This window comes from Nocardia sp. NPDC059229, from assembly GCF_042754165.1.
Classification (GTDB): Bacteria; Actinomycetota; Actinomycetes; order Mycobacteriales; family Mycobacteriaceae; genus Nocardia.
The window spans coordinates 428,036-450,751 of record NZ_JBHZAK010000001.1 but is presented as its reverse complement, the minus strand read 5'-3'; the positions used below and the strand labels follow the sequence as shown (position 1 = coordinate 450,751).

Below are 22,716 nucleotides of genomic sequence, written 5' to 3'. Positions count from 1 at the left end.
CATTTTTTTTTATACTACACCCGGGAAACCCCCCCCCCCGCGGCCCCCCCCCCCCCCACCCCCCGCCCCCCCCCCGGGGGGGGCCCCCCCCCCCCCCGGGCCCCCCCGCCGGCGGGGCCCCCGGCCCCGCAAAACTGACCGGGCCCAACTGAATCGACGACGCTGAACCGAAAGACCCGCCGCCGTCCGAGCATTCGGACCGCGGCGGGTTTCTTCTCGTCAGCTCGGCCACGCGCGAATTGTGTGGCGATGGTGGGGCCCGATCGAAGTCGTTCACGAATTCCGTTGATACACGGCCGAGCCCGGGCTCGAAGGCCCGGCTCGGTCGAGTTCTAGTGGGTTTGGGTGGGGTCGGGGGCGGCCTTGATGGGGGTGTCGTTGGTCCAGCCCCAGCGGGTTTCGAGTTGGACGGTGGCGGTGGCGGGGGGTGCGTCGATGTAGGGGGTGAGTTTCTGGAGTTCGCCCCAGTCTCGGGTCCAGTCGTGGTCGAGGTAGGCGGGGACGGGCTGGGAGCGGAGCAGGAGGCTGGACCAGCCGAGGGGGCCGCCGCCGCTGTCGCCCTGCCAGGTTTCGGAGACCTGGGCGTTCAGCTTGTCGGGGAGGATGCGCCAGGACGGGAGCTGGGCGATGCCGTCGAGGTGGTCGAAGGGGTGCTGGCACGGGAAGGCCAGGCCGACATGGAAATCGGTCAGGACCGGGGTGTCGTGGCCGACGACGGTGTCGAGGGTGGCCAGGTGGGGCAGGCGGGGTGGGGTGAGGGCGAGCCATTGCTTGCCGGTCGGGTCGTCGGTGGTGGCCACCAGGCGAATCGCGGTGGTCCGGGCGGGGATTCGGTCCAGGGGGATGGGCAGATTCCGCCAGCCGGGGGCGCCGCCGACCGTCGGCGGCGCCAGGGTGCCGAGGGATTCGATGGTGCCGTCGTCGGATCGGTGGGCGAACTCGAGGTGCAGTTGAGCGCCGTCGATCCGGTGGCCCTGCTCCTCACCCGCGATGCGGCCGGCCACGGTCAGCACCAGGATGTGGTAGCTGGAATCCCGCTGTGCCGCAGCAAGATCCATGCGGTACCACTGGGTGGTGAGATGCGCGGGCTGCGGTTGGCCGGTGGTGTAACTGCCCAGGATGGGCGTGAGCTTGGGGTCGAGGCCGTAGGGCAGCGCGATGGTACTGCCGTTGATGCCGGGGTCGGCCTTGGGTTTGTCCGCGGGGCCGCCGCCGGGCGGGGGAGTGCCCTGTTGCTGGCCGCCACCGCCGGGGCCGCCGCTCCCGCCGCCGCTGCCACCACCGGGACCGCTGCCACCGCCGGGGCCAGCGCCCTCGGGCGCGAGGTCTCCGACACCATTGGCGGTGAATCCGCTGTTGTCCGCGGCGAGTCCGTCGGCTGCGGCGCCGGTGTAGGGCGTGAGCAGGGATTCCTCGGGCTTGGTCTCCACGAGCACGTCATCGGCCATGGAGCACGGTTTCCCCTGCAGGGCCCGCAGATTCGACAGCGCGACCGAGTACGCGGGGTACTGCGTCCACGCCGCCGAGGCCATGGTCGCCACCTCGAACAGCACCACCAGGGCGGCGGCGACCGTGAGCGGCCGGATGGCGATCCGATCGAAAACTTGTGTTGCCGCGCCGTTTCCGGCCGGTCGATAGGGCGCGCGATAGTACTGCCAGGCCGCCACCAGCAGGCACAGCGCGCCCAGCCCGAGGATCAGCGAGGCGACGCTGGTACCCCCCACCACGGGTGCGCGATCCGGCCAGCGCACGCCGTAGCCGGAGACGTACCACCAGCCGTTGGAGCCGGTGAAGCAGAACGCCACCAGGATCAGCACCGCCGCCGCGAACAGCGAGCGCAGGTACGGCAGCCGGATTCCGCCCACCGCGACCGCTGTCACCGCGGCCAGCACACCAGCCAGCCCGGCATACACGCCGAAGTGATGCGTCCACTTGGTCGGTGTGAAGGCCATGAGCAGCGGTGACATGACGGCGATGCCGAGCACCCGCGCCACCGGCCCGCGGGCGGTCTCCGGAATCCGGCCGCCCTTGCGCAGCGCCACCGCGACGCACACGGCCAGGCACAGCAGCATGGCGAGCACGCCGAAGCGCCGCGACAGGGAGCCGTCCGGGGTCAGGGAGAGCAGCGAGATCCAGCGGGTGGGTTCGTCCGGCCAGGACAGGTTGGGGCCCACCAGCTTTCGCACCCGGGTGGCCTCGGCGACCGACGCCAGGGTCTGATCCGCGAAGACCACTGTCAGGACCAGCGTGCCCGCCGTCAGCACCGGAGCGATGCGCGCGAGCAGGGCCGGGAGCGCCCCGGCTTCCGCGCGCACCTGGGTGAGGAGAATTCGCAGCACGCGTCGTGAACCGGCGAGAAGTGCTGCCAGGCATATCAATCCGGACGGTCCCGCCGCCAGCGAGAACGCGGCGATCAGCACCGCGACCGCGGCGGGCAGCAAGCGCCTGGTGGCGATCGCGCGTTCGATGGAGCACCAGGTCAGCAGCGCGCCCAGCGCGATCAGGGGTTCCGGCCGCAGACCGTTGTTGAACGGCAGCCACAGCGCCAGGAACACCAGCGCGGCCGCCCAGCGCGGACCCGGTGCGGCGCGCACCCGGGAACCCAGGCGCGGCAGCACCTCCCGGCTGATCACCCACCAGCACAGCACCGCGGCCAGCAGCGCCGGCAACCGCATCCAGACACCGGCATCGGTCACCCGGGTCATCTGCGCCAGCAGTTCGTACGGCCACCCGAAGGGCGCTTCCGCCACCCCGTACCACCGGTAGTAGTTGGCGGTGTATCCCGCGTACTCGGATACCCGCGCCATGGTGAGGATGTAACCGTCGTCGGAGGTATTGGCCCCGATCACATGCCAGACACCCAGCGTCGCAAGCACGACCGCATCGGTGAGCGTGAACCGCCACCAGCGCGACGGCAGGAACCTCCGCCTGCGCCTGCCGTCCGCCGCATCCATGAAATACAGGCAGACCAGCGCGACGAGGGTGCACAGCACCGCGCCCGCCATGGCCGCCAGCTTCAGCACGCTCGGGCTCGACGAGAACCGCGAATCCACCTCGGCGTGCAACGTGGCATCACTCAGCCGGGTCCGATCCAGATCGGTGTACACCCCGACGATCTGGGGCCGCACATCCCGCGTGACCGTGGTCCGGAACGGCGAACCGTCCGACTTGGTCAACCCTGTCAACTCGGCGGTGGTGACCTCCGCACTCGAATGCACAACCAGCGCACCGCAACCGGCGTGCGGCACGAGATTCGGATTCGACCCGCTCCCGGCCCCGGGCCCGGCAGCCGTACCGGGATCGGTGCTACCGGCGGGCGGCAGCGGCGCATCCGCCGGCAGGGTGGCTCCCGGCGGCGGTGTCGCTCCGGCAGGGGGATTCGCTCCCGGCGGCGGTGTGGCACCGGGCGGCGGGGTAGCTCCTCGCACTGGATTCGAGCCCGCTATCGGTGCGGCCCCCGCCGGCGGCGTGGCCCCTGGCGGTGGTGTCGCTCCGGCAGGCGGATTCGCGCCTGGGGGCGGTGTCGCTCCCGGGGCCGGATTCGCGCCCGAGGGTTGCGCAGCGCCGGGTGCAGGGTTCGCGCCGGACGGTTGTGCCGCTCCGGGTGCGGGATTCGCGCCCGGCGGCGGTGTGGCTCCGGGCGTGGGGTTCGCATTGGCGGGCGGCGTGGCTCCGGGTGTCGCCGTCGGTGTGGTGCCGGATTGCGGGGTGACGCTGGAGGGGGAGGTGATGGCCGGGTCGGAAGCTGTTCCGACGCCGGTCATTTCGAAGATCGAGGCGGTGAGCAACGGGATATTGCGCAGCGTCACCGACAGGGTGCGGCCGGTGCCCGGCCGGTCCTCGACCCGGGCGATCAGACCTTTGGCGGCGGAGCCGGGGGCCTGTGCGGGCACCGTGGACAGCACTGTCCCGCTGGGCATGTCCCGCAGCACCGCGCACGGCACACTCATATCCATCGACAGCGGCACGTAATCCACCAGCGGCGCGGTCATCTGAACCGCCTGTGCCTGTGGCCAATCGAGCCCGGCCCGATCCTGCCGGACTGGTAACAGCGGTGTGAGCACCGCCAGCAGAACACCGAGCACCCCCGCCACGAGGGCGATCAGTCGAATTGGAAAAACTCCCCCGGAAACTGAACGCACGAATGCCGATGCTAGCCATAGCCTCCGCGAAACTCATCGCGGAATATTCGGACCGGCACGTTTTCCGGCTCCGATCGACCCGCATCTTCGCAGTTCGAGCGGTGATCTTCGAGGATTGGCCTATCGTTTGTCGGGGCATTCGATGGTGGACAGAGGACGCGGTAACCGGACTCAGGAGTCGTGATGGCGGAGGCGCTCGACAGCGGCGGCGTGGTGCGGACCCTGGTGCCCGCCCGGATCGATCGATTGCCGTGGTCGAGATTCCACACCCGGCTGGTAGTCGCGCTGGGAGTGGCGTGGATTCTCGACGGCCTCGAGATCACAGTGGCCAGCGCGGTCGCCGACACCCTCACCAAACCCGAGACCCTGCACCTGTCCTCGACCGCGGTCGGCCTGATCGCGACGGTGTACCTGGCGGGTGAGGTGGTCGGCGCACTGGTGTTCGGCAACCTCTCCGATCGTCTGGGCCGGCGCAAGCTGTTCCTGATCACCCTGGGCATCTATCTGCTCGGAAGCGGGCTCACCGCAGCGACTCTCGGCAATGGCGCGGGCTGGGTCGTCTTCCTGTACGCCACCCGCTTCATCGCGGGCACCGGCATCGGCGGCGAGTACGCGGCCATCAATTCCGCCATCGACGAGCTGATTCCGGCCCGCTATCGCGGCCGCGTCGACATCGCGGTGAACGGAACCTATTGGGCCGGCGCGATTATCGGCACGCTCGGCACCTACATCCTCCTCAATCACCTGAGCCTGTCGCTGGGCTGGCGGCTGGGCTTCCTCATCGGCCCGGTGCTGGGCCTGGTGATCCTGTTCGTGCGCCGCCATCTGCCGGAGAGCCCGCGCTGGCAGATCATGCACGGCCACGCCCGCGACGCGGAGGAGTCGATCGCGGAGATCGAGCGCGAGGTCGAGGCGACGGGGGTGTCGCTGCCGCCGGTCGACGAATCCCGGGCCATGGCGGTGAAACCCGCCGATCGCATCGGCTACCTGGCACTGACCAGGGTGCTGTTCCGCGAGTATCCGCAGCGCGCGATCCTGGGCGCGAGTCTCATGATCAGCCAATCGTTTCTGTACAACGCGATCTTCTTCACCTACACGCTGGTGCTCGGCAAGTTCTACGGGGTGCCCTCCGGGTCCACGCCCATCTATCTGATCGCCTTCGCGGTCGGAAACCTGGCCGGTCCGCTCACCATCGGGCATTTCTTCGACACCATCGGCCGCCGTCGCATGATCGCGGGCACCTACATCCTCTCCGGTGTGCTGCTGGCGATCTCGGCGGTGCTGTTCTACGCCGGGGTCCTGAATGCGATCACCCAGACGGCGTGCTGGTGCGTCATCTTCTTCTTCGCCTCGGCGGGCGCGAGTTCGGCCTATCTCACCGTGAGCGAGATCTTCCCGCTCGAGGTCCGGGCCAAGGCGATCGCCGTATTCTTCGCTATCGCACAGTGTTTCGGCGCGCTCGGGCCCGTCATCTACGGTGCGCTGATCGGCGACGGCTCACATCCGGTCCGCCTGTTCCTCGGCTATCTGCTGGGCGCGGCGGTCATGATCGCGGGCGGTGTGGTGGCCCAGCTCCTCGGGGTGGATGCCGAGGGCCGGTCCCTCGAGGACATCGCCCTGCCACTGGCGGCCACTCGGCGCGAGGGCACGGCCCGGGCGGAGGGCGCGGGCTCGCCGTTCTCGACCTGAGTTCGGCAGGCCCGCACAGGATCTCAGCTGGTGAGCGACTTCATCCAGTCGAGGACCACCGCGCGGTAGTCACCCGTATTCGGCGCGAGATTGATGGCATGGCCGCTGTCGGGGAGCACGAAGGTGCGCAGCTTCGCCGCGGGGGAGAAGTACGGGCGCTCGGCCGCATCCAGGGTGGCCGTGTCGGTACAGGTGCCGAAACCCGGGCCGCAGGTCATCCGATCCCGGCTGCCATTCACGATGAGCACCGGCGCCGTGATGAAGCTGGACATGCCGGGCAGGGTGGAGAGCAGGCCGTCGGGGTACTCGGTGAGGGAGAAGGTCTCCTTGTTGGCCTCGTCGAGCGCGACGACCCGGGGGTCCGGGTTTATGCCATAGAAATCGGCGGCGCGGGTGCCCGGGCGGGTGACCAGATAGCCGGGATCGTAACCGCGCCCGGAGAATTCGGGATCATTGACCGCCTGGTAGTAGGTGCTGATCACGCCGAGCACGTCCGGCACGCTGAGCGTGTGCGAATAGCCGGTCAGCAGGACGCCGTCGACATCGTGGTAACTGGTGGCCTCCATGACCGAGGTGCCGGAGGTCAGCGAGTGGCCGGCGGTGACCACTTTGGTGAAGGGCGTATTGCCCGCGAAGCCGCCGCGCAGCGCCTGCACCATGGTGTGCAGGGCCTCCGCGGTCTCGGAGGCCGTCAGGCTGAGACTGGGCGGGCGGCTGCTCGCGCCATTGCCGAGCCGGTCCGCCACCAGCGTCGCGTAGCCGGCCGCGTTCATGGCGCGCCGGAAGTTGTAGGTGTCGGGCTGGTACGGGAAATCCCAGTACAGGTGGTTGTAGTTGGATCCCGACATCAGGATCATCACCGTGTCCGTAGGCCCTTCCGGCAGGCACAGGGTACCCGCGATGGTGCCCTGCGGAACCGGGAACGTCATGTCCTGGCAGTGATCGCCAGTGGCCTCGGGATCGGCCTGCGCCAGTACCGGAGTGAGGGAGAGCAGGGTCGTGGCCGCGCAGACGGCCAGCGCCCGCAACGAGGTGCGCACGTCAGGAAATCCCTTGGCTGAAGTCCACTTTCGCGGCGTCGTCGGCGACCGCGCCCGCCACCACCTCGAGCGTGCGCGCGTCGATGGGCGTGCAGCCCAGCCGCGCCAGCGTCGTGTGGCGGTGCTCACTGTCGGCGTCCCGCATGGCGTGTTCGAGGTCTTTTTCGGTGTCGTACAGCGTGATCGAGAACATGGTCCCGTCCTGCTCGTCCAGGAAGAAGAAGATCTGGCGAGCACCCGGATCCGACATGGCGTACGGGACGACCTCACCCTGGATGATGGGAAGATTGACCGCCATCGACTCCGGATCGACGGGGCACGAGGCCTTCATCAAACGGGCATAGAGCTTCTTCATCACCGAAATTCTTCCCAGGAGCGGTTCCGAGTCCGGCCATTCTCTGGCGAATGACGATACTCCACACAATGATCCGTGAACGGTGCATTCGGGAACGTGGTCGAAGATCTACTATGCACGGTATGGGCGCGCGAAATGTGCACTTCGTCGGTAGCTTTCCGGCCGAGAGCACCGGCGATGCGATGCGGGCGATGCTCGACGGTGCGGGCACCCGGTTGCGGACGCTGCCGACCGGGGAGACCAGACGCTACGAGTGGTACATCCAGCCGATCATCGACGATCTGGTTACTCAGGGTGCGCTGGAAGTGAAACGCAGCGGTTCATGGTCGTCGAGCCGGGAGCGGACCATCCACCGCGCCGCCCGGCAGGCCGGGCTGACCGGAGACATGATGGAGTTCGGCTACCGCGGCGAGGCCGAAGAAGCGCTGCCGACCTTCGAAACCCTATGCGCGGAACGGGATCTACCTGAGCTGTCACTTCAGATCGGCATGCCGACCGATTTCACGATGGCCTTCATCGCGATGGGGGTGGGCGGGGTGCGACGGTATCGGAAAGCCTTCCGCGACGCCACGATTCGCGATATCGAGGCCATTCGCGCGCGGGCCGGCGACCAGGTGGTGCTGCAGTTCGAGGCCACCGCCGAAATGGTGCTGATGGCCAAAACCCAGCCGCTGCACCGGCGTATCGATGCGGCGCTGGCCCTGGGCCGCGGCATCGCCGAGCTCGCGGCGGCCACCCCGGAGGGCACCCGCATCGGTGTGCACCTGTGCCTCGGGAGCATGCGCAACAAGGCCCGGACCACACTGCGCGATACCCGCCCGCTGGTCGAACTGGCCAATTCCATTGCCCGGCACTGGCCCTCGCGCCGGATCCTGGAGTTCATCCACGGCCCGCTCTCGGCCGGTGAGATTCCGCCCGCCACCCGCCCGGAGTTCTATGCCCCGCTCGCGGGCCTGGACCTACCGCCGACAACCCGCTTCTATGCGGGTTTCGTGCACGAGACCCCGACCGAGGCCCAGCAGATCCAGACGCTGCGCACCATCGAATCGGTGCTGGGCCGCCCGGTCGACGGCGTCGCCAGCGCCTGCGGCCTGGGCCGGCGTCCCCGCCCGATCGCCGAGGCGCTGGTCAGACGGGCGGATACGCTGGCCGCGGTGGATTGAGCGGCGCTGCAGTGGGTTGACCTGCTCCGCAGCGATTTTCGTCCCGGCGGTCAGTTCCTACGGCCGATGCCGCAGAGGACCACCAGGCGGGTGGGCTGGAGGTCGCCTTCGAGCCATTCATTGGCGGGCGCGAGGCCCGGCGGCAGCATCTCCAAGCCCTCGAAGAAGCGCTCGACCTGCTCCGGCGGCCGGAAGTCGACCTGGGAGGGGCTGCCGACGGTGTTGCTGGTGGAGGCGTTCTGGAAGAACGGGTGGGTACTGGTGGAGGCGTGCTGGATGACCAGCAGGCTGCCCGGCGCCATGGCGTCGCGCAGGCGTGCCACGGCCTGGTAGGGCTTCTCGTCGTCCATGACGAAGTGCAGGACGCCGACGATCACGATGGCAACCGGCTGGGAGAAGTCGATTCCGCCCTCGGTGCGCGCCAATTCGAGAATTTTGTCCGGTTCGCGAATGTCCGCGAGGATGGGCGTGACGCCCGGTGCGCCGGTGAGCAGCGCATTGCTGTGGGCGTACACCACGGGGTCGTAATCGATGGAGGCGACGATGGCGGACGGGTCGACCTCCTGTGCCACCTCGTGCACATTCGGGCTGATCGGAATGCCCGCGCCGATGTCCACGAACTGACGGACGCCGTCCTCTGCCGCGCGTCGCACCGCCCGCAGCAGGAATTGCCTGCTGTGCCAGGCGGTCTCCCGGGTGTCCGGGGCGACCTGCAGCATCTTGTCGCCGAGTGCGCGGTCGGCGTCGTAATTGTCCTTGCCACCGAGCATGTAGTTGTACACGCGAGCAGCGTTGGGCCGGAATGGATCCACGCCCACCGGTGCTCGATTGAGCTCAGACACCGCACCTCCCTCGACATCCCCGCCGATCCTAACAATTTGCGGCGCACGCCAGAGAGAAACGCGGAGCTTATCGGCAACCTGCCAGGCGTCGGAAAAAGCTCGCGAAACCGGGCCGAGGGTGCTCGATCTGCGCGGCCGGAAGCGCTGGAATGGTGCTCATGACTCGAATCGGAGCCGAACGGGTGCCGGTGGGAGCGGGACCCCTGACACGGGCGGCCGTGGTGGCGGTGGCGCGGCGCGGCGCACGAGTGGAATTGGACGCGGATGCGCTGGCGGAGCTGGCGCGGGTGCGGCAGCACATCGACGCCCTGGCACACAGCGACCGGCCGGTCTACGGGGTGTCCACCGGGTTCGGGGCGCTGGCGCTGCGGCACATACCGCCGGCCCGGCGAACCGACCTGCAGCGCTCGCTGATTCGTTCGCATGCCGCCGGGGCCGGTGCTCCGGTGGAGGCGGAGGTGGTGCGGGCGATGATGCTGCTGCGCTTGCGCACCCTGCTGTCCGGGCACACCGGGGCGCGGCCCGGGACCGCGCGGGCGCTGGCCGCACTGCTGGACAGCGGGCTGATTCCGGTTGTGCCGGAATACGGTTCGCTGGGCTGCTCGGGTGACCTGGCCCCGCTGGCGGCGGTGGCGCTGGCACTCATCGGGGAGGGGTCGGTGCTCGGGCCCGGCGGTCCGCGCCCGATCGGGCCCGTGCTGGCCGAGCACGGGCTGACGCCGATCACCTTGGCGGAGAAGGAGGGCCTGGCCCTCACCAACGGCACCGACGGCATGCTGGGCATGCTGGTGCTGGCCATCGAGGACCTGCGGCGGCTGTTCGACTTGGCCGATCTGACCGCGGCCATGAGCGTGGAGGCGCAGCTGGGCACCGATCGGGTGTTCGCGGCGGATCTGCAGGAGCTGCGCCCGCATCCCGGACAGGCGGTGTCGGCGGCGCGCATGCTGGCGGCGCTGGCCGGGTCCGAGATCGTGGCCAGTCACCGAGGCGAGGACTGCCCGCGGGTACAGGACGCGTATTCGCTGCGGTGCGCGCCGCAGGTGCACGGCGCGGCGCGGGACACCCTGGACCACGCCGAGACCGTCGCCGCACGCGAATTGCGTTCCGCCATCGACAATCCCGTGGTGCTCGCCGACGGCCGGGTGGAGTCCAACGGGAACTTCCACGGCGCTCCCGTCGGCTATGTGCTGGATTTCCTGGCCATCGCGGTCGCCGACGTGGCCGGCATGGCCGAACGCCGCACCGACCGCATGCTGGACGTGCACCGATCACACGGGCTGCCCGCATTCCTGGCCGCCGATCCGGGCGTGGACTCCGGCTACATGATCGCCCAGTACACCCAGGCCGGGGTGGTGACCGAGCTGAAGCGGTTTGCGGTACCGGCCTCGGTGGATTCCATCCCCTCCAGCGCCATGCAGGAGGACCACGCGTCCATGGGCTGGACCGCGGCCCGCAAGCTGCGGCGCGCGGTGGATGGGCTGACGACCGTGCTCGCCATCGAATTGCTCACCGCCGCACGCGCATTGGATCTCCGCGCACCTCTGCGGCCTGCTCCGGTGACCGGGGCGCTGCGGGATCTGGTGCGAGCACGGGTGCCGGGACCCGGGCCCGACCGCCACCTCGCACCGGATATCGCCACCGTGGCCGCACTGGTGCGGTCGGGTGCGGCGGATCACCTTCTCGACCAGGGGGTTTCGTCATGACCCGAATCGTCCGGGCCGCCCGCGGCGCCACGCTCACCGCCCGCACCTGGCAGACCGAAGCGGCCTGGCGCATGCTGCACAACAATCTGGATCCCGAGGTGGCCGAGCGGCCACAGGATCTCGTCGTCTACGGCGGGACCGGGCGGGCGGCCCGGGACTGGCCCAGCTTCGACGCCATCGCGCGGACCCTGCTCGACCTGCGCGAGGACGAGACCCTGCTGGTCCAGTCCGGCCGGCCGGTCGGCGTGCTGCGCACCCACGAGTGGGCGCCGCGCGTGCTCATCGCCAACTCGAATCTTGTTCCGGACTGGGCGAACTGGCCCGAGTTCCGCCGCCTGGAGGCGGCGGGCCTGACCATGTACGGGCAGATGACCGCCGGGTCCTGGATCTATATCGGCACCCAGGGGATCCTGCAGGGCACCTATGAGACCTTCGCGGCGGTGGCCGCCAAGCGATTCGGCGGCACCCTGGCAGGAACCCTCACGCTCACTGCGGGTCTGGGCGGTATGGGCGGGGCGCAACCGCTGGCCGTCACCATGAACGGCGGCGTGGCGCTGTGCGTCGAATGCAATCCGCGGCATGCCCGCCGCCGGGTCGAGACCCGCTACCTGGACGAGATCGCGGACGACATCGACGACGCCCTGGCCCGGGTGCTCGCCGCCAAGGCCGAACGGCGGCCACTGTCGGTGGGGCTCATCGGCAATGCCGCCGAGGTACTGCCGGAACTGCTGCGCCGCGAGGTCGAGGTGGACATCGTGACCGATCAGACCTCGGCCCACGACCCGCTGACCTACCTGCCGATCGGTGTCGCACTGGAGGACTGGGACGACTACGCGGGGCGCAAGCCCGACGAATTCACCCGGCGCGCACGGGATTCCATGGCCATCCACGTCGGCGCCATGGTCGGCTTCCTGGACCGCGGCGCGGAGGTCTTCGACTACGGCAATTCCATTCGCGGCGAGGCGAAGCTGGCCGGATACGAGCGCGCCTTCGACTTCCCGGGCTTCGTGCCCGCCTACATCCGGCCCCTCTTCTGCGCGGGCAAGGGACCGTTCCGCTGGGTCGCCCTGTCCGGAGACCCGGCCGATATCGCCGCCACCGACCGCGCCATCCTCGACCTGTTCCCCGAGAACGAGTCCCTCGCCCGCTGGATCCACCTGGCGCGGGACCGGGTCGCGTTCCAGGGCCTGCCCGCCCGTATCTGCTGGCTCGGCTACGGCGAACGCCGTTCCGCCGGACTCCGATTCAATGAGCTGGTCGCCGGCGGTCAGGTCGCGGCCCCCATCGTGATCGGCCGCGATCACCTCGACGGCGGCTCGGTCGCCTCGCCGTACCGCGAAACCGAAGCCATGGCCGACGGCTCCGACGCCATCGCGGACTGGCCGCTGCTCAATGCCCTCGTCAATACCGCGTCCGGCGCGAGCTGGGTCTCCATCCACCACGGCGGCGGCGTGGGCATCGGCCGCTCCATCCACGCCGGTCAGGTCACGGTCGCCGACGGCACCCCGCTGGCCGCCCAGAAGATCGACCGGGTCCTCACCAACGACCCGGCCACGGGCGTGCTGCGCCACGTGGACGCCGGATACCCGGAAGCGGAATCGGTCGCTCACGCGAAGAACATTCGAATTCCATTGTGGGAGGACTGATCCGGCGCCTCAATCCAGGTCGATGCGGACGCTCAGGAGGTCGGTGCCCATCACTCGTACGGCTGCGCTGTTGGCCTTCGGGAGGGTGCGCAGACGGGCGATGGGGTCGTCGTCGGGTAGGAGGTGGGCGGTGCCGGTATACCAGTGGCCGTGGAGGCGGAGGCGGACGCGGGGGTCGGCTTCGATATTGCGGATGTACTGGGAGCGGGTGCCGAATTCGGAGACCAGCCAGAAGGACGCGCCGGAGCGGCGGCCGCCGATGGGGGTGAGGCGGGGGCGGCCGCTGACCCGGCCGGTGGTCTCCAGCAGGGTTTGGATGGGTAGGCGGCCCAGGATCGGGTTGCCCACCCTCCGCTGAAATGTCGTGACCATGGCGTGTTGCAGATCGCGTCGGCTCGGCATGGGCCGACGCTAGCACCGGCCGCGGCTCACCGGGCCAATTGCAAGGCCAGCGTGGCGGCGGCGGGGGCCAGGTATAGCAGGGGGAAGGGGGTGGTCTTGTAGGAGTGGGCGCGGATGGTGGTGGCCGCGGCCCCGGTGAAGTAGAGGATCAGGCCGATGGCGGCCGCGATGCCGAGGGGCGGGAGGAAGAAACCGGCCACCAGGCCCAGCGCACCGGCCGATTTGGCCAGGGCCAGCCAGTTCCACCAGGTGCGCGGGACGCCGTAGTCGATCAGCGGGTCCACGACGAACTGCTTCTCGGTGAACAGGGAGTAGCCGGAGAAGCCGATCCAGAGGGCCGAGACGACACCGACGATGTGGTAGGCGAGGTTCATGGGAGCCACGTCCTTTCAGGTTTGCTGTGCTCTTACCTGAATGACGAAGCGGGAGCCCGAGGAGTGACATCGGGGTCAGGGGAGATGGGATTGCAGGAAGGTGAGCGCGTCGGGCAGGGAGGCGAGGAACGCGCCGCTGTGGTCCTTGCCGGGGTAGGCCGTGACGGTGACGTTCACCCAGGGGTTGTGGTCCTGGAGGGCGGCACCGTAGGCGGGGGTGTCGGCCGGGGGGACGTCGATATCGGCGGTGCCGTAGCCGATCATGAGGTCGGCGGGGACCAGGTCCTCCTGATAGGAGACCAGCGATCTGATGTCGGCCTCGAAAGTCGGGGTGGGGTTGTCCGGATCGGTGACGAGCGCCTCGGGACGGCGGCCCCCGGCAGCGGCCACCAGATCCGAAAGGCATGCGGTGGCAGCCTTTTCCACGTACTGCCTGCCGAAGTCGGACAGGTATGGGATCACGGTGCCGGGCGCGAGTTCCTCCAGCGCGGCGAGATAGTAGCCCGCGTAGCCGACCTGGTTCTCGGAGCCGGTCGAGCCGCGGCGGAACATCTCACGCAGGCTCTTGGCCGGATTCGTGCGCAGGCCGGTGGCGATCACGCCGGTGAGTCCCCTGACGGAGGCCGGGTTCCGGGCGTACAGGGCGGCCGCGCTCATGACGGCGTGCGCGCCCTCGGACTGGCCGATGAGCACCCAGTGCGCCGACAGCGGGACGGGCAGACCGCGAACGGCCGTGATCGAGTCGAGAATGGAGCGGCCCTCGACCGCGGTGTTGTAGTAGCTGAAATTGCCGCCGGTGCCCAGACCCTGATAGTCGGGCGCCAGCACGGCGTAGCCCCGGTCCAGAATCTGGTTGAAATAGCTGCGATTTCGATCCGACTGCGGCCGATGCGAGGGCGCGCAGTCATTGCCGATCCCGGTCGTGCCGTGCGCCCACACCACCAGCGGCCAGCCACCCTGCGGTGGCAGCCCGGACGGCAGATACAGCGCCGCGCCGGCCCGGGCCGGATTCTCCCGCTGATCGACGGTGGTGTAGGTGAAGCCGAGCGACTCCGCGGCCCGGTCGAAAGACCATGCGCCATTGAGCAATTCGATCCCGCTCAGCCGCCCGAGATCATTGCTGTCGGCCGTGGCCGGCGCCGCCGTCATGGTCAGGGTGGCGGTCAGCGCGGCGCAGGCGCTCATCGTGCCCGCGGCCAGTGCGGCCTGCCGGACCGCGGCTGCGAACCTGCGACGAATCGGCATGGCCATCACTCCCTTTCGGCGGGCAACCCCCCGACCATACCGCCGTCATTCCATCCCGTGGGCCTGCGCCACCAGATCGAAGAACACCCAGACGCCGCCCTTCTGATACGCGTCCGGAGTCTCCGATCCGCCCAGGAACGGGTACGGGGTGGCGATGTACACCTCGTCGTCGGCGAGAGGGCCCAGGCGCCGGCGGATCTCGGCGACGTGCCCCGGCTGGAGGACATAGGTGATGACGTTCGGGTCGAACAGGACCCGGCTGACGAACTCGGTGATCTCGCTGAAGACGCCGTACGGCTTCACGCCGGGGCTGTACGGATCGAGGATCCCGTACTCGCCGGTCCGGCTGCTCATCAGGAACGCGCACCCCAGATCCGAGTAGCCGACCACCGTGTCGAACTGCGGATAGTGTTCGGCCCAGGCCGGCATCACCCGGTCCATACGCTGGTTGCCGATCAAACGGAAGGGAACGCTGGTCACTGCGCCCATCCAACCAGACCGGCGACCGGGACCGAGCCTCGACAGGTCCGGCCGCACCGCGCGAAGATCGAATCACCCGTCGTAGTGGAGGTGCCCGTGACCGAAGAATGGCGCAGAGTCGCTGAGCGCGTCCGCAACTGGGGCCGCTGGGGCGAGGACGACCAGCTCGGCACCCTGAACCTGCTGACCCCGGACCGCATCGCCTTTGCCGCCACCCGGGCACGCGCGGGCCGTACCATCCAGCTGGGCATCCCGTTCGACGCGTACGGCCCGCAGGGCTCGAGCGGCTTCCGGCGCAACCCCATCCATCTCATGGCCGTGGACGGCGGCGACGCCGGCCTCGCGACCGCCCTGGACGGCTGGGGTGGCCGGAACGAGGCACAGGTGGCGGGCATGTACGCCGCCGGCCCGATGCGCTACAACGACGACTACATCATGATGCCTCTGCAGACGGCCACGCAGTGGGACGCGCTCTCCCACGTGTACTACGACGGCCTGCTCTACAACGGCTATCCGGCCGCGGCCGTCACCAGCTTCGGCGCCGCCAAGCTCGGCATCGAACACGTCGCCGAGCGCGGCGGCGTGGTGGGCCGCGGCGTGCTGCTGGACGTGGCCCGGCACCACAACCTGGATCGGCTCGAGGCCGGGACCGTCGTCACGCCGCAGGACCTGCAGGCGACGGCGGACGCGCAGGACGTCGAGCTGCGCCCCGGCGACATCCTGCTGGTGCGCACCGGCTGGTGGACCCGATTCCTCGAAACCCGCAGGGCCGCAGAATGGTTCGGCGTCAGCCCCGGCCTGAGCTGGCGCTGCGCGGAATGGCTGCACGAGCACGACATCGCCGCGGTCGCGGTGGACAATCCGGCCGTCGAGGTCATGCGCCCCGAGGACGGCGTCATGATGCCGCTGCACATGCTCGCGCTGCGCGACATGGGGCTGCCGCTCGGCGAGATCTGGGATCTCGAAGCCCTGGCCCGCGACTGCGCCGAGGACGGCGTCCACGACTTCCTGCTGTGCGCGCCCGCCCTGCGGATCCCGGGTGCGGTGGGAAGCCCGATCAGTCCCATCGCCATCAAATAGACCGGCCGGGAACACCTTTCAGAACGCCGCCAGCACCAGGGCGGCGATGAGGACCACCTGCACCAGGCCCCGCAGCGGCAGCGGCATCGACTTGATGCCGAGGTCGGCGCGGGCCGCCCGGACGTTGGCCGGGAACAGGAAGACCAGCATGACGGCCAGACAGCCGGCGGCCAGGGGCGCGGCCCACGGGATGAGCAGGCCGATGGCTCCGGCCACGATGGCAGACCATCCCGGACGTCGGGACGTGGCTCGGCGGTATGGGCCCGAAACCCGGGCCGGCCCGGTAGATTCGGCACCGCTCATGGTCAAAATCGGACAGCCCATCCGGACACTGCAGTACGCGCCGACGGCCGGTTCCCCCACCGGTCTCGAACTGCTGACCTTCGACCAGCTGCGCCGGATGCCGGTGGCCGCCGGCCACGAGGTGATCCGCGGCGACTTCCACGTCCTGGCCCGCTGCACTGCCGGAAGCGGGCGCATGACCATCGACTTCGTCGCGCACGACCTGGCCGCGGACACGGTCGCCTGGATCCGCCCCGGCTGGACCCACCGCTGGGACGATATCGCCGAGCTGATGGGCGATCTCATCCTGTGCCGCTCGGAACTGGTGCCCGCCGCGGCCCTCGGACATCTGCCGTCCCCGGCCACGCCCCCGGTGGTGACCGCGAATCCCTTGACCGACTCCGCCTTCGAGCATCTGACCAGCGAATACGCCGTCGATCCGCCGAATACGGCCATCTTGCACCACCTGCTGAGCGCGGTGACGCTCCGGCTGGCCGCGGGTCTGCCCGCCCTGCCCGACCCCACCGATCTCTTCGACCGTTTCGCCCGCCTGGCCGAGCGGTACCACTCCGAAACCCGCGAAGTCGCCTGGTACGCAGCCCAACTCGGCTACTCGCCCCGCACCCTCTCGCGCGCCGTGCAATCGGCCATCGGCGCCACCGCCAAGCAGTACCTGAACGCCCGCGTCACCCTCGAAGCCAAACGCCTGCTCGCCCACGAGCCGGTGACCACCGCCGAATGCGCCCGCCGCCTCGGCTTCGACGACCCGGCCAACTTCACCAAGTTCTTCCGTGCGAACACCGCCACCACCCCCACCCAGTTCCGCCTGGATCTCACCGGGCAATAGATCCGGCCCGAGGCGAAGCATCACCGCGACTCCGGCGGCACGCTGTTCGAATCCGACGTGCGGGCATCGGCGCCGCCATCACGGCAGATCGTTTCGGGGATTTTGTGATTGCCGGGCGATTCGGCTGTGACCTGTCGGATCGTCGCGTTAGGTTGGGCGGGTGCGGGTGGAGATGACGAGCGATCCGGTGGAATTCCAGCAGCGAGTGGCCGGGTTTATCGGGCGTGATCCCTTGCGGCACACGGTGATGTCGACGGTCCTCGCCAATGAGATCGCCGGTCTCACCATCGCCCGTGAGCCCTCCTATTTCGCGTCGGTACTCACGGATGACGTTGTGGGCGTTGCCATGCGGAGCGCCGGGCGCGGAGTGTGGCTGGGGCAGTCGCCGATCGACGCGGTGCCGCTCCTGGTGACCCGGTTCGCCGAGCTCCTGCCGCAGATCGACGACGTGCACGGCACCGAGCCGCTGGCCGGGCCGTTCGCGGCGGCGTGGAGTGCGCTGCGCGGCAGGGCCTGTCACGCGGGCCACGGTGCGCGGCTGTACCGGCTCGGGCCGCTGCGCCCGCCGCTTGCGCCCCCGGGCAGGGCCCGCCCCGCCACCGCGGCGGATATCGATGTCAGCGGGCGCTGGCTCGCCGAGATGGCCCGCGAACTGGGCGATAAGCATCTGGCCATGAACGACAAAGGAATCCGCGCCCGTATCGAGGCCGGACGCTGGTGGCTGTGGGAGGACGACGGAAAACCGGTGTCCCTGACGGCGCACCAGGTCCCGGTCAACGGCTGGGTCCGGATCGGGCCGGTCTTCACGCCCCGGGCCGCTCGCGGCCACGGCTACGCCTCGGCACTGGTCGCGGAGGTTTCCCGGCGGCTGCGCGAGACCGGGGCCGAGGTCTGCCTGTACGCCGACATCGACAATCCGACCTCGAACAAGATCTACCGCGCCATCGGATTCGAGGCGGTCATGGACGAGGTGCACTACGCCTTCGAGTGAGCGTGCCGGCTGCGAGTGCCTTTCCTGCTTCGAGTGAAGGACGGTCACGCCTTGTGTGCGAGGCCGCCGTAGGCGGCGATCGGGGCGGGTTCGCCGATTCGGGCGGGGTTGATGCGCCATTCGGTGATGCGCGCGAACCCCGGCTCGTCGAAGGACAGGCCGTCGAAGGCTGCCCGGATCTGCTCCTGGGTACGTGGGTAGTACGGGACGCCACCGGATTTGGCGTATTCCTCGCACAACTCCACGTACGGCCGACTGTCGGTGGTGCCGTCCCACAGCACCAGATAACTGCCCGACGGTACTGCCTGCATAACCGTGCGCACGATCCGCAGCATGTCGTCGTAGGTGCGGGCGTGCCCGAGCACCCCCATGAACATCACCGCGATGGGCTGGTCGAAGTTCAGCACGGTGCGGGCCTCGGCGATGATCTGCTCGGGATCGTGGAAGTCGCGCTCGATATAGGTGGTGACACCCTCAGCGGTGGTGTCGGTCAGCAGCGCGCGTGCGTGGGCGAGTACCAGGGGGTCGTTGTCGACGTAGACGATCTTGGCTTCCGGCGCTACAGATTGGGCGACCTCATGGGTGTTCTGCATCGTGGGCAGGCCGGTGCCGATATCGAGGAACTGACGAATTCCGGCTTCGCGGGCGAGGTGGCGGACCGCGCGGATGAGGAACTCGCGCGATTGCACCGCCATGGTCGCGATGTCGGGATCGATCTTCAGGCTCTGCTCACCGACCTCCCGGTCGATCTCGTAGTTGTCCTTGCCGCCCATCCAGAAATTCCAGATCCGCGCGGAATGCGGGATATCGGTACGGATCACCGGTCCGGTCTCGTTCACGTCGAATTCCATTCCTTCGTCGATGCACACGCCCCGCGCCAGCCGTGCTGCCCGCCCCCGACCCGGTCGTGCACCTCCGGCGTCGTCCGACGCTATAAAGCGCAACCCAGTCCGTACAATAGTCCGAACATGTTGCCCCAACGCAACTTCCATGATCGGACGAACCTGCATGTTCGGTCCCACCGCGCAGCCCGTCGGCCAACATCTCCTCCCGAGTCGAGTTCGTCGACGGTGCGGGATCAGCGGGTTGGGTCGGGGTTGAGGGTACGGTGTTGACGCCTCAGGTTGGGGTCCCTTGGTAGTTCGACACCGGGGGTGGGAGTGGATTGCTCGACAGGCATGCCCTCGCGCCGCCGGAATATCCGGTCCAGCTGGACATTCGACTTGAACTACCATGACAGGCGCACATAGTGAACATGGGTTCGGGTTCGCGGAACATCAGGCCGCGCCGTCCTGGCAGGAGGGACGACCGTGGCCGCTGACCTGGTCGAAGGCGAACTGAACATCGATGGATTGCGCCGGACCTTCGGGGTGCGCCCACCGCGGCGGCAGCACGCGCCACTGGTGCTGGTGCTGCACGGAAACCAGGGCCCGTCGGCGACCGAGCGCCTGATGTACGACTGGACCAGCTTCGCCCGGCACGCCGACGAGTGGGGGATCGGGGTCGTCTACCCGGACGGGTGGGAAGGCTGCTGGGCCGACGGTCGCGGGGTCACCACGGCGGACGAGGCGGGCGTGGACGATGTCGCCTTCCTGCGGGCCGTGATCGACTGGTGCGCTGCGCAATTCGACACCCAGGACGATCGCGCGGTCGTCACCGGCATCTCCAACGGCGCGTTCATGTCGCACCGGATGGCCCTCGAGGCCGGCGATCGGGTGGCGGTCTTCGCCGCCGTCGCGGGCGGGCTGCCGGAGGCGCTGACCGGGATCCGGCCCGGGCACGCGGTGTCGGCCATGCTGATCAACGGCGACGCCGATCCGGTGGTGCCGATCACCGGCGGCTACTCGCGGCATCTCGGTCCGAACGGCGAATCGCGGGGCGGCACCAGGGGATTGGCGGACTCCGCGCGGTACTGGCGCGAGCTCGACGGCTGCACCGGGCCCGGCGAGTCCGTCACCACCGACCGGTCGACCCGCACCACGGTGAGCCAGGGTGTCGGCGGCACCGTGGTATCCGAGTGGACGGTCTTCGGCGGTGGCCACACCTGGCCGGGCACACCGGTGCCGGAACCCTGGGCCGGCAGCCCGGGCTCGGCGGTGTCGCTGGAATTCGATGCCGCCGAGCAGATCTGGCGCTTCGCCGAGCCGCTGCTGGTGTCAGCGGACGCCCGCAAGCTCTGAAAAGGTCTATCCGTCAAAAGGAGAACGGAATGGCGATCATCGGCAGACTGCTGCGGAACCGGCGCGCCGCGCCCGAGGACCTGGCCTGGTGCCGGCCGAATCTGGCAGCGGGTGACGTCTTCGAGGTGACCAGCACGGATTTCGAGCACGAGGCGGTGCTCGATGTCCGGCACGCCATGAAACGGGTCGGGGGGCAGGACCTGTCGCCCGCACTGGCCTGGTCGGGCGTCCCGGCGGACACCGCGCAGCTGCTGCTGGTGGTGGAGGATCAGGACGCGCCGTTCGGCGGTCCGTTCGTGCACGCGCTCGCGCTGCTCGATCCGAAGATCGGCGAACTGCCCAGTGGCGCACTGGCTTCCGGCTCCACCATCGACGGTGTCGAGGTGCTGCGCTCGAGCTGGGGGCGCGGATATGTGGGTCCGGGTCCGGTCCCGGGGCACGGGCCGCACCGGTACGTCTTCCAGGTCTTCGCACTGACGGAACCGGTCACCATCCCCGGCGGCGGCTCTGCCGAATCGGCCAAGCCGCGGGCGGTACTCGCCGCTGCCAGGGCGCACGCCCGGGGCCGGATCGACGGTTTCTACGAACGTCCCTGACGGGATACGGCAAAGACCCCCTGGGAATGACGAAGAGCCGCGGCCCGATAGGCCTGCGGCTCTGTTCTTTTCGGATACCACTGTCAGTTGGCGGTGTTGACCGGTAGCGACAGCACCACCTCCCGCTCGTTCCCGGGCAGGTAGTGGACGTTCACCACGCGGCCGACCTGGACCATCGAGACCGCCGCCGGGGGCAGGAACTTCTCGGTGCGCGTCTCGAAGGTGCTGCCGTCCGGGCGGGTGACCACCAGCACCAGATCCAGCCGCGAGTGGCCGTCGCGGATCTCCCCGGGCACCGACAGTGACCGCACCACGGCCTGGGCCGCGATGCCGCGCCGGGCGATATCGAGCTTCGCGGGGGTGGTGAAGCCCTTGCGGATGTTGGCCGCGTTCATGGCTTCCTGCGCCGCGGAGGTATCTCCGGACATGTCCACCTCGACCTTCTCGAGCCGGTCGGGCAGGTAGCGGACCGGCAGCACCACGCCGGGCCGCAGCAGCGCCAGCTGGGTCAGCGGCACGATCATCTTGGCGTGCGAGGCGAAGACCTTGCCGTCGGCGCCCTCGACCCGGAAGTCGATGCGCACCTGCGGCTGCTCGTTGAGGTAGACGCCGGTCTGGCGGACACCCTCGACGGTGCCCAGACCCACCAGGCCATTGCGGAACTGGGAGCTGTTGTTGCCGGTGAAGGCCGACATGATGCCGTCGCCGGTGAAGGCGAAGGCGATGGGGACGATGGTCAGGGCGATGATCGGCAGGGCCATCTGCGGGCCGACCCAGCCGAAGACGCTGTCGGAGGTGAGGCCGTGCCACAGGTAGTAGCCGATGGCCAGGATGCCGAGAGCGAGTGCTGCGTAGCGGATTTGGTTCTTCATGAGCTTTCCGGATCGGAGACGTGGGGGGAAGAGCCCGCTCATGCCCGATGGCACGAGCGGGGAGAACGGGGCCCCCGCGTCGGGGGCCGGTGGACGGACCGGCTCAGCCGCCGACGATGGTGCTGCAGGCGAAGACGATCTCGAACTTCTCGGTCTTCGGGCCGGCCATCGGGTTGGACAGGTCGGGGGTGCCGACGCCCTCGCCGCTGACGGTGTAGGTGTTGCCGCTCTTGGTCACCTTGGCGTTGCCGCCCGGCATGCCGTTGCCGAAGCCGAGCGCGTACGGCTGGCCGTTGTCGCCGCCCTTGGTGCCGGTGATGCCGACCGCCTGCACGGTGGTGTCGCCGGTGATGGTGGCGCTCGCGCTGAGCGTGCCGTAGGTGGAGTTGCCGCTGTCGGTCAGTGCCAGCGCCAGATTGCCGCCCTGCTTGGCGCAGGTGGTCTCGAACTTGGCGCTGATCGCCTTGCCGTCGACCGAGGCCGAGGACGCGCCGCCGGCGGGGGCCGCGGAGCCCGGGGCCGAGGTGGCCGCGGCGGAGGTGGCCGCGGGGGCGGCGGTGGTCGGGCTGGACTTGGAGCTGCTCGAGTTGCTGGAGCAACCGGTGACCAGCAGGGCCGCCGCCGCGGTGGCGGCGAGGACGGCGGTGGTCAGGCGGACGGGCTTGGAGTTCATGGTCATTCCTCGTTCTCGTGATGTTGGCTCCGTGGTGGAACCGATGCCAGAACCGTAGAAATCGGCACCCGGCCTACCGATCCCAACTTCCGGCACGCGAAAGGCGGTGAAACT

General features: G+C 69.2%; 21 protein-coding genes. 9 read left to right on the top strand and 12 right to left on the bottom strand.

What is annotated here, in order from left to right:
- Positions 1–332: 332 nt before the first annotated feature.
- Positions 333–4,064, bottom strand: a complete 3,732-nt coding sequence (locus ACFXHE_RS02140; RefSeq protein WP_379380342.1) for an arabinosyltransferase domain-containing protein — start codon at positions 4,062–4,064, stop codon at positions 333–335.
- Positions 4,065–4,325: 261 nt separating this feature from the next.
- Here ACFXHE_RS02140 and ACFXHE_RS02135 point away from each other — a divergent pair, with 261 nt between their 5' ends.
- The gene (locus tag ACFXHE_RS02135) at positions 4,326–5,831 is read left to right on the top strand and encodes an MFS transporter (protein ID WP_379378926.1); all 1,506 of its coding nucleotides are present in this window, start codon (positions 4,326–4,328) and stop codon (positions 5,829–5,831) included.
- Between the two features lie 23 nt (positions 5,832–5,854).
- Here the strand turns inward: ACFXHE_RS02135 and ACFXHE_RS02130 are convergent, their stop codons facing one another.
- Both ACFXHE_RS02130 and ACFXHE_RS02125 read right to left on the bottom strand, forming a co-directional pair.
- Complete coding sequence (locus tag ACFXHE_RS02130) at positions 5,855–6,871, bottom strand: alpha/beta hydrolase (RefSeq protein ID WP_379378924.1); 1,017 nt, start codon at positions 6,869–6,871, stop codon at positions 5,855–5,857.
- A gap of 1 nt (position 6,872) precedes the next feature.
- Positions 6,873–7,226: a hypothetical protein gene (locus ACFXHE_RS02125; RefSeq protein ID WP_354835611.1), complete on the bottom strand. Its 354-nt coding sequence runs from the start codon at positions 7,224–7,226 to the stop codon at positions 6,873–6,875.
- 122 nt (positions 7,227–7,348) lie between these two features.
- Here ACFXHE_RS02125 and ACFXHE_RS02120 point away from each other — a divergent pair, with 122 nt between their 5' ends.
- Entirely contained in the window at positions 7,349–8,389 is a 1,041-nt protein-coding gene (locus ACFXHE_RS02120) for a hypothetical protein (protein WP_379378922.1), read from the top strand.
- Positions 8,390–8,439: 50 nt separating this feature from the next.
- On the opposite strand, the gene ACFXHE_RS02115 is transcribed toward ACFXHE_RS02120, so the two are convergent.
- Positions 8,440–9,231, bottom strand: coding sequence for an SAM-dependent methyltransferase (locus tag ACFXHE_RS02115; RefSeq protein WP_379378920.1), 792 nt, complete (start codon positions 9,229–9,231; stop codon positions 8,440–8,442).
- A 158-nt stretch (positions 9,232–9,389) separates the two neighbouring features.
- Between ACFXHE_RS02115 and hutH the strand changes: the two genes are divergently transcribed.
- The gene (hutH, locus tag ACFXHE_RS02110) at positions 9,390–10,934 is read left to right on the top strand and encodes a histidine ammonia-lyase (protein WP_379378918.1); all 1,545 of its coding nucleotides are present in this window, start codon (positions 9,390–9,392) and stop codon (positions 10,932–10,934) included.
- Positions 10,931–12,580 (top strand): urocanate hydratase, encoded by a 1,650-nt coding sequence (gene hutU / locus ACFXHE_RS02105; protein WP_379378916.1) that lies wholly within the window; start codon positions 10,931–10,933, stop codon positions 12,578–12,580. The genes hutH and hutU overlap by 4 nt, the downstream gene beginning before the upstream one ends.
- Positions 12,581–12,589: 9 nt before the next feature.
- On the opposite strand, the gene ACFXHE_RS02100 is transcribed toward hutU, so the two are convergent.
- The 4 genes from ACFXHE_RS02100 to ACFXHE_RS02085 all read right to left on the bottom strand — a co-directional run bounded on the left by ACFXHE_RS02100 (position 12,590) and on the right by ACFXHE_RS02085 (position 15,081).
- On the bottom strand, positions 12,590–12,982 hold the full coding sequence (locus tag ACFXHE_RS02100) for a nitroreductase/quinone reductase family protein (RefSeq protein ID WP_379378914.1): 393 nt from the start codon (positions 12,980–12,982) through the stop codon (positions 12,590–12,592).
- A gap of 26 nt (positions 12,983–13,008) precedes the next feature.
- A complete protein-coding gene (locus ACFXHE_RS02095) occupies positions 13,009–13,356 on the bottom strand; it encodes a DoxX family protein (protein WP_379378912.1) in 348 nt (115 codons plus the stop codon).
- A 75-nt stretch (positions 13,357–13,431) separates the two neighbouring features.
- Positions 13,432–14,601 carry an alpha/beta hydrolase family protein gene (locus tag ACFXHE_RS02090; RefSeq protein ID WP_379378910.1) on the bottom strand — a complete coding sequence of 390 codons (1,170 nt, stop codon included), beginning with the start codon at positions 14,599–14,601 and terminating at the stop codon, positions 13,432–13,434.
- Positions 14,602–14,646: 45 nt separating this feature from the next.
- Entirely contained in the window at positions 14,647–15,081 is a 435-nt protein-coding gene (locus tag ACFXHE_RS02085) for a T6SS immunity protein Tdi1 domain-containing protein (protein WP_379378908.1), read from the bottom strand.
- 90 nt (positions 15,082–15,171) lie between these two features.
- Between ACFXHE_RS02085 and ACFXHE_RS02080 the strand changes: the two genes are divergently transcribed.
- Positions 15,172–16,161: a cyclase family protein gene (locus tag ACFXHE_RS02080; RefSeq protein WP_379378906.1), complete on the top strand. Its 990-nt coding sequence runs from the start codon at positions 15,172–15,174 to the stop codon at positions 16,159–16,161.
- 18 nt (positions 16,162–16,179) lie between these two features.
- On the opposite strand, the gene ACFXHE_RS02075 is transcribed toward ACFXHE_RS02080, so the two are convergent.
- Positions 16,180–16,377: a hypothetical protein gene (locus ACFXHE_RS02075; RefSeq protein WP_379378904.1), complete on the bottom strand. Its 198-nt coding sequence runs from the start codon at positions 16,375–16,377 to the stop codon at positions 16,180–16,182.
- 85 nt (positions 16,378–16,462) lie between these two features.
- Here ACFXHE_RS02075 and ACFXHE_RS02070 point away from each other — a divergent pair, with 85 nt between their 5' ends.
- Together ACFXHE_RS02070 and ACFXHE_RS02065 are read left to right on the top strand one after the other, a co-directional pair.
- On the top strand, positions 16,463–17,290 hold the full coding sequence (locus ACFXHE_RS02070; RefSeq protein WP_379378902.1) for a helix-turn-helix domain-containing protein: 828 nt from the start codon (positions 16,463–16,465) through the stop codon (positions 17,288–17,290).
- A 172-nt stretch (positions 17,291–17,462) separates the two neighbouring features.
- Positions 17,463–18,281: a GNAT family N-acetyltransferase gene (locus ACFXHE_RS02065; RefSeq protein WP_379378900.1), complete on the top strand. Its 819-nt coding sequence runs from the start codon at positions 17,463–17,465 to the stop codon at positions 18,279–18,281.
- 44 nt (positions 18,282–18,325) lie between these two features.
- On the opposite strand, the gene ACFXHE_RS02060 is transcribed toward ACFXHE_RS02065, so the two are convergent.
- Entirely contained in the window at positions 18,326–19,120 is a 795-nt protein-coding gene (locus ACFXHE_RS02060) for an SAM-dependent methyltransferase (RefSeq protein WP_379378898.1), read from the bottom strand.
- Between the two features lie 471 nt (positions 19,121–19,591).
- Between ACFXHE_RS02060 and ACFXHE_RS02055 the strand changes: the two genes are divergently transcribed.
- Both ACFXHE_RS02055 and ACFXHE_RS02050 read left to right on the top strand, forming a co-directional pair.
- A complete protein-coding gene (locus ACFXHE_RS02055; RefSeq protein ID WP_379378896.1) occupies positions 19,592–20,461 on the top strand; it encodes an alpha/beta hydrolase family esterase in 870 nt (289 codons plus the stop codon).
- Positions 20,462–20,490: 29 nt separating this feature from the next.
- A complete protein-coding gene (locus ACFXHE_RS02050) occupies positions 20,491–21,057 on the top strand; it encodes a YbhB/YbcL family Raf kinase inhibitor-like protein (RefSeq protein ID WP_379378894.1) in 567 nt (188 codons plus the stop codon).
- Between the two features lie 83 nt (positions 21,058–21,140).
- Here ACFXHE_RS02050 and ACFXHE_RS02045 read toward each other — a convergent pair whose 3' ends face one another.
- Both ACFXHE_RS02045 and ACFXHE_RS02040 read right to left on the bottom strand, forming a co-directional pair.
- On the bottom strand, positions 21,141–21,929 hold the full coding sequence (locus ACFXHE_RS02045; RefSeq protein WP_379378892.1) for a hypothetical protein: 789 nt from the start codon (positions 21,927–21,929) through the stop codon (positions 21,141–21,143).
- A 103-nt stretch (positions 21,930–22,032) separates the two neighbouring features.
- A complete protein-coding gene (locus ACFXHE_RS02040; RefSeq protein WP_379378890.1) occupies positions 22,033–22,602 on the bottom strand; it encodes a lipoprotein LpqH in 570 nt (189 codons plus the stop codon).
- Positions 22,603–22,716: the final 114 nt, after the last annotated feature.

What these genes read in the sequence shown, in the direction of transcription:
- ACFXHE_RS02120 (WP_379378922.1), top strand. Translation starts at nt 7,349, where the DNA reads ATGGGCGCGCGAAATGTGCACTTCGTCGGTAGCTTTCCGGCCGAGAGC.
- ACFXHE_RS02100 (WP_379378914.1), bottom strand. Translation starts at nt 12,982, where the DNA reads ATGCCGAGCCGACGCGATCTGCAACACGCCATGGTCACGACATTTCAG.
- ACFXHE_RS02095 (WP_379378912.1), bottom strand. Translation starts at nt 13,356, where the DNA reads ATGAACCTCGCCTACCACATCGTCGGTGTCGTCTCGGCCCTCTGGATC.
- ACFXHE_RS02135 (WP_379378926.1), top strand. Translation starts at nt 4,326, where the DNA reads ATGGCGGAGGCGCTCGACAGCGGCGGCGTGGTGCGGACCCTGGTGCCC.
- ACFXHE_RS02040 (WP_379378890.1), bottom strand. Translation starts at nt 22,602, where the DNA reads ATGAACTCCAAGCCCGTCCGCCTGACCACCGCCGTCCTCGCCGCCACC.
- ACFXHE_RS02065 (WP_379378900.1), top strand. Translation starts at nt 17,463, where the DNA reads ATGACGAGCGATCCGGTGGAATTCCAGCAGCGAGTGGCCGGGTTTATC.
- ACFXHE_RS02045 (WP_379378892.1), bottom strand. Translation starts at nt 21,929, where the DNA reads ATGAAGAACCAAATCCGCTACGCAGCACTCGCTCTCGGCATCCTGGCC.
- hutU (WP_379378916.1), top strand. Translation starts at nt 10,931, where the DNA reads ATGACCCGAATCGTCCGGGCCGCCCGCGGCGCCACGCTCACCGCCCGC.
- hutH (WP_379378918.1), top strand. Translation starts at nt 9,390, where the DNA reads ATGACTCGAATCGGAGCCGAACGGGTGCCGGTGGGAGCGGGACCCCTG.
- ACFXHE_RS02050 (WP_379378894.1), top strand. Translation starts at nt 20,491, where the DNA reads ATGGCGATCATCGGCAGACTGCTGCGGAACCGGCGCGCCGCGCCCGAG.
- ACFXHE_RS02125 (WP_354835611.1), bottom strand. Translation starts at nt 7,226, where the DNA reads ATGAAGAAGCTCTATGCCCGTTTGATGAAGGCCTCGTGCCCCGTCGAT.
- ACFXHE_RS02070 (WP_379378902.1), top strand. Translation starts at nt 16,463, where the DNA reads ATGGTCAAAATCGGACAGCCCATCCGGACACTGCAGTACGCGCCGACG.
- ACFXHE_RS02090 (WP_379378910.1), bottom strand. Translation starts at nt 14,601, where the DNA reads ATGCCGATTCGTCGCAGGTTCGCAGCCGCGGTCCGGCAGGCCGCACTG.